The 5,799-nt window shown below is 70.6% G+C and carries 8 protein-coding genes; 2 read left to right on the top strand and 6 right to left on the bottom strand.

Going from position 1 to position 5,799, the window contains the following annotated elements; genetic code table 11:
* The 5 genes from VNW53_RS09420 to ruvA form a co-directional block, all read right to left on the bottom strand.
* The coding region (locus tag VNW53_RS09420) for a biopolymer transporter ExbD (RefSeq protein ID WP_325555270.1) at positions 1-466 on the bottom strand (466 nt) is incomplete at its 3' end.
* Between the two features lie 3 nt (positions 467-469).
* The gene (tolQ, locus tag VNW53_RS09425; protein WP_325555271.1) at positions 470-1,174 is read right to left on the bottom strand and encodes a protein TolQ; all 705 of its coding nucleotides are present in this window, start codon (positions 1,172-1,174) and stop codon (positions 470-472) included.
* A gap of 78 nt (positions 1,175-1,252) precedes the next feature.
* Positions 1,253-1,711 carry a YbgC/FadM family acyl-CoA thioesterase gene (locus VNW53_RS09430; protein WP_325555272.1) on the bottom strand — a complete coding sequence of 153 codons (459 nt, stop codon included), beginning with the start codon at positions 1,709-1,711 and terminating at the stop codon, positions 1,253-1,255.
* A 143-nt stretch (positions 1,712-1,854) separates the two neighbouring features.
* Positions 1,855-2,886: a Holliday junction branch migration DNA helicase RuvB gene (ruvB, locus tag VNW53_RS09435; protein WP_325555273.1), complete on the bottom strand. Its 1,032-nt coding sequence runs from the start codon at positions 2,884-2,886 to the stop codon at positions 1,855-1,857.
* Between the two features lie 31 nt (positions 2,887-2,917).
* Positions 2,918-3,532 (bottom strand): Holliday junction branch migration protein RuvA, encoded by a 615-nt coding sequence (gene ruvA / locus VNW53_RS09440; RefSeq protein WP_325555274.1) that lies wholly within the window; start codon positions 3,530-3,532, stop codon positions 2,918-2,920.
* Positions 3,533-3,845: 313 nt separating this feature from the next.
* Here ruvA and VNW53_RS09445 point away from each other — a divergent pair, with 313 nt between their 5' ends.
* Positions 3,846-5,096: an MFS transporter gene (locus VNW53_RS09445; RefSeq protein WP_325555276.1), complete on the top strand. Its 1,251-nt coding sequence runs from the start codon at positions 3,846-3,848 to the stop codon at positions 5,094-5,096.
* Between the two features lie 22 nt (positions 5,097-5,118).
* On the opposite strand, the gene VNW53_RS09450 is transcribed toward VNW53_RS09445, so the two are convergent.
* Positions 5,119-5,244 (bottom strand): hypothetical protein, encoded by a 126-nt coding sequence (locus VNW53_RS09450; RefSeq protein WP_325555277.1) that lies wholly within the window; start codon positions 5,242-5,244, stop codon positions 5,119-5,121.
* Between the two features lie 113 nt (positions 5,245-5,357).
* On the opposite strand from VNW53_RS09450, the gene VNW53_RS09455 reads away from it, so the two are divergent.
* Positions 5,358-5,666, top strand: coding sequence for a hypothetical protein (locus VNW53_RS09455; protein WP_325555278.1), 309 nt, complete (start codon positions 5,358-5,360; stop codon positions 5,664-5,666).
* Positions 5,667-5,799: the final 133 nt, after the last annotated feature.

The following is a 5,799-nucleotide window of genomic DNA, read 5'->3' on the forward strand; positions in this document are numbered from 1 at the left end:
CACCGGACGAGGGGCCGCCGGTGTCGGTGATCAGGTTGATCGAGGTGAAGCCGCCGGTGGAGAGCGCCGCCATCACCTGCGCGACGATGGCGTAGGGCGCCTTGCCGTCGGCGCGGACATAGATCGGCTTGGTGGTGTTAGGGCCGGCCATCTGTTGCAGGCGTGGGGCCAGGGCGCCGAAGGGCACCTCGTCTTCCTTGACGAAGATCTGGCCGTCGGCGCGGATGGTCACCGTCAGCGGCTCGGCCTGGTCCTGCAGCGATCCGGCCTCGGTCTTCGGCAACTCCACCGGCACGCCGGCGGTGAGCAGGGGCGCGGAGATCATGAAGACGATCAGCAGCACCAGCATGACGTCGACCAGCGGGGTGACGTTGATCTCGGAGAGCGCGCCCCTGCGGCCACGCCCGCCGCGGCGTCGGCGGCCCCGGCCGCCGGCGGCGAAGGCGTCGTTGGCGGAGAGCGCCATGGCCTAGACCCGCTCCGCCAGCCGCCGCTGGATGGCGGTGGACAGGTCGTCTGCGAAGCCCTCCAGGCGGCCGGCGTACTTGGCCGCGTCGGTCGAGAACTTGTTGTAGGCGATGTAGGCCGGGATCGCGGCGATAAGGCCGATCGCCGTGGCGAACAGGGCCTGGGCGATGGAGGGCGCGACGATCGCCAGGGAGGTGTTCTTCTGGATGGCGATCGACTGGAAGGCGTTCATGATACCCCAGACCGTACCGAACAGCCCGATGAAAGGCGACGCGGTGGCGACGATGGCCAGCGAGCCGAGGCCGTCCTCGAGGCGCGCGTTCTCGCGGGCGATGGCGGCGTCGAGCACGCGGTCGATGCGCTGGATCAGGAAGGCGGCCTGGGTGTCGGTGCCGAGGCCCTTGTTGCGGGCGTCGCGCCATTCGCGCAGCGCCGCCTGCAGCATGCGCGGCAGGGCGTGGTTGGGCCGGTCGCCGGCCTGGGCGGCCACGTCCTCCAGGCTCTTGCCGGAGGCCACGGCGTCCTCGAAGCCGTCGGCCCTGCGGGTCAGCGAGGCGAAGCGGAAGGTCTTGTCGAGGATCACCGTCCACGACCAGAGCGAGGCTGCGCCCAGCCCCAGCATGACCAGTTTCACGACCCAGTCGGCCTTCATGAACAGGACGAAGAAGTTGAAGCTCTCCGGCGTAATGGCGGCGGCGGAATCCATGCGAGGCCAGGAGCTCCCAAGACGTGAACGGCGAACAGGCGGGGGAAGAACGGGTGGTGGCGCGTTGCGGTGGCGAACTTATGGCGGAGCCGCGAAAAGCGGGGCAAGGGCTTCGGCCATTCCGGGCGGCGGTTTGCGCGCGCGGCCCTTCAGGTCGATGCAGGCGGCCTCGACGGCGGCGGCGGCGATCAGCTCCTCGCCGCGGGTGATCCGTTGGCTGATGAACAGGCGAGGCCCCCTCACGCTGTCGTAGCTCGTCCTTACCAAGAGCGCGTCGTCGATGCGCGCGGCGCGTTTGAAGTCGACGGCGATGCGGGTGATGGTGAAGGCCGCCGGGTCGGGGCGCTCCAGCAGCGCCGAGTGGCTGACGCCCACGAGCCGGAAGAAGTCGCTCCGCCCACGCTCGAAATAGCGCAGGTAGTTGGCGTGGTAGACGACGCCGGTGAAGTCGGTGTCCTCGTAATAGATGCGCACCGGCAACTGATGCTCGCGGCCGACGAGCCAGCCCGCGGAGGGTTCCGAGACCTCGCTAACCATCCTCTCCTCCGCTCATCCCGGCGAAAGCCGCGACCCAGATGGGATGGCTCAGATGTGGGTTCGAAAGGCTCAGCGGAAGACCTGCCAGCATGGGCGCTTTGCGATCTGGGTCCCGGCCTTCGCCGGGATGAGCGGGGTTCGGGTCACTCATCGAACAAGTCCCCGGGCTGCGGCTGGCCGACGCCTTTCGGCGCCATCATCCCCAGGTGCGCGTAGGCCTTGGCGCAGGCCATGCGGCCGCGGGGCGTGCGCTGGATGAAACCCTGCTGCAGAAGGAAGGGCTCGATGACGTCCTCGACGGCGTCGCGGGCCTCGGCGATGGCGTAGGCCAGGGTCTCCACCCCGGCCGGGCCGCCGGCGTAGTTTTCGATGAGCGCGCGCAGGTAGCGGCGGTCCAGGGCGTCGAGGCCCATCTCGTCGACGTCCAGGCGGGCGAGGGCGGACGCCGCGGCCTTGCGGTCGATCAGCTCCACGCCGTCGCTCAAGGCGAAGTCGCGGACCCGGCGCAGCAGGCGGCCGGCGACGCGCGGCGTGCCGCGGGCGCGGGCGGCGATCTCGGCGGCGCCCTCGGGATGCAGGTTCAGGCCGAGCTTGCCGGCGGCCTGGGACAGCACCTTCTGCAGCTCGGCCGGGGTGTAGAACTCCAGGCGGATCGGGATGCCGAAGCGGTCGCGCAACGGCGTGGCCAGGAGGCCTGCCCGCGTAGTGGCCGCCACCAGGGTGAAGGGCGCGAGATCGATGCGGATCGAGCGCGCAGAGGGTCCCTCGCCGATCATCAGGTCGAGGACGTGGTCCTCCATGGCCGGATAGAGGATCTCCTCCACATTGGCGGCCAGGCGGTGGATCTCGTCGATGAACAGGACATCGTTGGGTTCCAGGTTGGTGAGGATGGCGGCCAGGTCGCCGGCCTTGGCCAGCACCGGGCCGGAGGTGGCGCGGAAGTTCACCCCCAGCTCGCGGGCGACGATCTGGGCGAGCGTGGTCTTGCCGAGGCCCGGCGGGCCGAACAGCAGGACGTGGTCCAGCGCCTCGCCGCGGCTGCGGGCGCCCTCGATGAACACCCGCAGATTGCCCTTGGCCTGCTCCTGGCCGACGAACTCGGCGAGCGTCTGGGGCCTGAGCGCCTTGTCCGGGGTTTCGAGCGGGGCCGGTTCGCCGGAGACGAGGCGGGTCATGGGCGTCCTCCACCCCGTGCGCTGCGGGCGATCACCGCCCCAGCTCCTGCAGCGCGGCTTTGATCAACCCGGGCGCTTCCGTCTCCTCGCCCAAGCGCAGGGCCGCCTGTTCGACCACGCGGCGGGCGGCGGGTTCGGCGACGCCGAGGCCCATGAGGGCGGCGACGGCTTCGCCGGTGGCGCTGGGCTTCGCCGGCGCGGCGGGCGTGGCGGCGGCGTGGAAGGCCGCGACGACGCCGTCGCCCAGGGGCTTGTCCTTCAGTTCGGTGACGATGCGCAGGGCGAGCTTGGGGCCGACGCCCTGGGCGCGGGCGACGGCGGCCTGGTCGCCCCGGGCCGCGGCGGCCTGCAACTCGCCGGGCGGCAGGACGTCGAGCACCGCCAGCGCCGCCTTGGGCCCCACGCCCTGGACGGTCTTCAGGGCGGTGAAGGCGCCACGCTCGGCGCGGTCGAGGAAGCCATAGAGGGTCATGCCGGTCTGCTCGCCCCACTGGGTCTCGATCGACAGCGTCACGCTCTCGCCGACCGCGGGCAGGCGTCCGAGGGTGCGCGAGCCGCAGCGCACGACGTAGCCGACGCCGGAAACGTCGATCAGCGCCTCCTCCTCGCCGACTTCGGCGACCAGGCCCCAGAGGCGGCCGATCATGTGCGATCTCCGGAGGCCGCGGGCCTCAATGGGTCCCCGGCTCGGCCTACGCGACTGCGTCGCTCCGTTGGCCGGGGATGAGCGGATCTAAGGTGAATCACGTTCGGCATCTGTTCCAAGCATGCCGTAAACCACGCCGCTTCGCTTTAGCAATCGTGAACGCCTCGGCATCACGGGCGCCTGACTCAGGAGCGCCATTAACCGCGCGTTTCAACCAACGGGGCCGACGCGATCCCGCCGCATTACTTGCCGCCAATAATGTGCGGTTATCCGGACGCCGCGCGTCGGCTAGGCTCGGCGCCGGGGAAAACGAATGACCGACACCGCCGAGCACCGTCCAGCGCATCCGGTCGTCTTCCTGGTCCTCTACCTGCCGTACGGCATCTCGGCCGGCTATGTGACGGTGACTCTGGGTTGGCTGCTGAGCCATGCCGGGGCCAGCGTGGCGCAGATCGCGGCCCTGGCCGGGATGTCGGTCCTGCCCAACACCTGGAAGGTGGCCTGGGCGCCGGTGATCGACACGACGCTCTCCGCCAAGACCTGGTACCTGATCGGCCTGGTCGGCACGGCGTCCAGCCTCCTGGGCATCGCGATCCTGCCCCTGCAGGTGAGCCTGCTCTGGGCGTTCGGCGCCCTGGTCCTCGCCGGCAGCGTGGCGGCGAGCGTCACGTCGATCGCCGTGAACCGGCTCATGGCCTTCGACACGCCCGACCGGCTGAAGGGTCAGGCCGGCGGCTGGAGCCAGGCCGGCAACCTGGGCGGCGCGGGCCTGGGCGGCGGCGCCGGCCTGTGGCTCGCCCAGCACTCGGGACATCCGTGGCTCGCCGGCGCGATGCTGGCCGTCGTCACCGTGGCCAGCGCCTGGCCGCTTCTGATCATGCGCGAGCCGGGCCGCGAGGGCCGCGGCCAGAGCTACTGGGTGACCCTGGCGGAGACCGGGCGCGACGTGCTGGTCCTGATCAAGACGCGGATCGGGCTTCTGGCGTGCTTCATCATGCTGCTGCCGATCGGCTCGGGCGGCCTGGCCCAGCTTTGGGGCGCGATCGCCAAGGACTGGAGCGCGGGCCCGGACGAGGTGGCGCTGGTGGGTGGCGTGCTCTCCGGCGCCCTGAGCATCGCAGGTTGCATCGCGGGCGGCTACATCGCCGACAAGATCGACCGCAAACAGGCCTACAGCCTGTTCGGGCTCGTACTCGCGGCGGTGGCCGTGGCCATGGCGCTGGCGCCGCGCACCCCCTTGAGCTTCCTGGCCGCCTCCAGCGCCTACAATGTCGTGGTGGGCTTCTGCTACGGGGCCTATTCGGCGGTGACCCTGGAGGCCATCGGCAAGGGCGCGGCGGGCACCAAGTTCAACCTGATCTCCTCGATCTCCAACGTACCCGTCCTGCTGGTCACCCTGGTGGACGGCTGGGCCGAGACGAGGTTCGGGGCCACGGGCATGCTCTATGTGGAGGCGGCCATGGGGGTGGCCGGCGTGGCGATCTACGGCGTCGTGGCGGTGGCCACGCGGGGGCTGAGTTGGGGGACGCTGTTCCGGCGCGGGCGGATCGCGCCGGCGCCGTAGGGGGTGTCCACGAACCGCGGACCTAGCCGTGCGGGGCCGGGATGGCGGAATCCCAGGGCGGCGGATCGAGGCCGTGGAAATCGGTCGGGCAATAGCTGCCGCAGGCGGCGAGGAGCAGGGCGACGGCGACTAGGGCCAGGGTTCGCATCCGCCAAGCTGAGCCTTGGCCTGGGGCGGAATTGGGGCGGGCGGCGGTCGGCGAAACCAACGGCGCCGCTGGGCTTTATCGAGTTCGGGCGGGGCCTTTTGGACCTGACGATCATGAAAACGATTGTGCTCTCCCTGGTCGCGGCCGCCGGCGCGCTCAGCCTCGGCGCCTGCGCGGACGGCGGTTATGGCGGCCGCCATTTCGGCGCCCGGGGCTACGACGCCTACTACGACGACTTCTACGGCCCCTACGCCGGCGGCTACTGGGGACCCGACGACGTCTTCATGTTCTCGCGCGACCGGGGCGGCCACTACGAGCGCGACGAGGCGCACCATTTCCGCCACGCCGGGGGCTCGGGCTTCCATGGCGTTCATAGCGCCCGGGCGCCGGGCGAGTCCCACGGGTCGGGCCGGCCGGGCTAGGTTCTGAACCCATAAAGGTTGCGGCTGAGGTCGACGCTTGATTCAAGGCTTCCGAAAGGAGCCTGGGATGGCGCGATACGATCTGAGCGAAGTGGAGTGGCGGCTGATCGAGCCCCTGCTGCCGAACAAGCCG

Origin of the sequence: Phenylobacterium sp. (genome assembly GCF_035569475.1) — a bacterium.
Lineage (GTDB): Bacteria > Pseudomonadota > Alphaproteobacteria > Caulobacterales > Caulobacteraceae > Phenylobacterium.

What these genes read in the sequence shown, in the direction of transcription:
- VNW53_RS09450 (WP_325555277.1), bottom strand. Translation starts at nt 5,244, where the DNA reads ATGCGAACCCTGGCCCTAGTCGCCGTCGCCCTGCTCCTCGCCGCCTGC.
- tolQ (WP_325555271.1), bottom strand. Translation starts at nt 1,174, where the DNA reads ATGGATTCCGCCGCCGCCATTACGCCGGAGAGCTTCAACTTCTTCGTC.
- ruvB (WP_325555273.1), bottom strand. Translation starts at nt 2,886, where the DNA reads ATGACCCGCCTCGTCTCCGGCGAACCGGCCCCGCTCGAAACCCCGGAC.
- ruvA (WP_325555274.1), bottom strand. Translation starts at nt 3,532, where the DNA reads ATGATCGGCCGCCTCTGGGGCCTGGTCGCCGAAGTCGGCGAGGAGGAG.
- VNW53_RS09445 (WP_325555276.1), top strand. Translation starts at nt 3,846, where the DNA reads ATGACCGACACCGCCGAGCACCGTCCAGCGCATCCGGTCGTCTTCCTG.
- VNW53_RS09430 (WP_325555272.1), bottom strand. Translation starts at nt 1,711, where the DNA reads ATGGTTAGCGAGGTCTCGGAACCCTCCGCGGGCTGGCTCGTCGGCCGC.
- VNW53_RS09455 (WP_325555278.1), top strand. Translation starts at nt 5,358, where the DNA reads ATGAAAACGATTGTGCTCTCCCTGGTCGCGGCCGCCGGCGCGCTCAGC.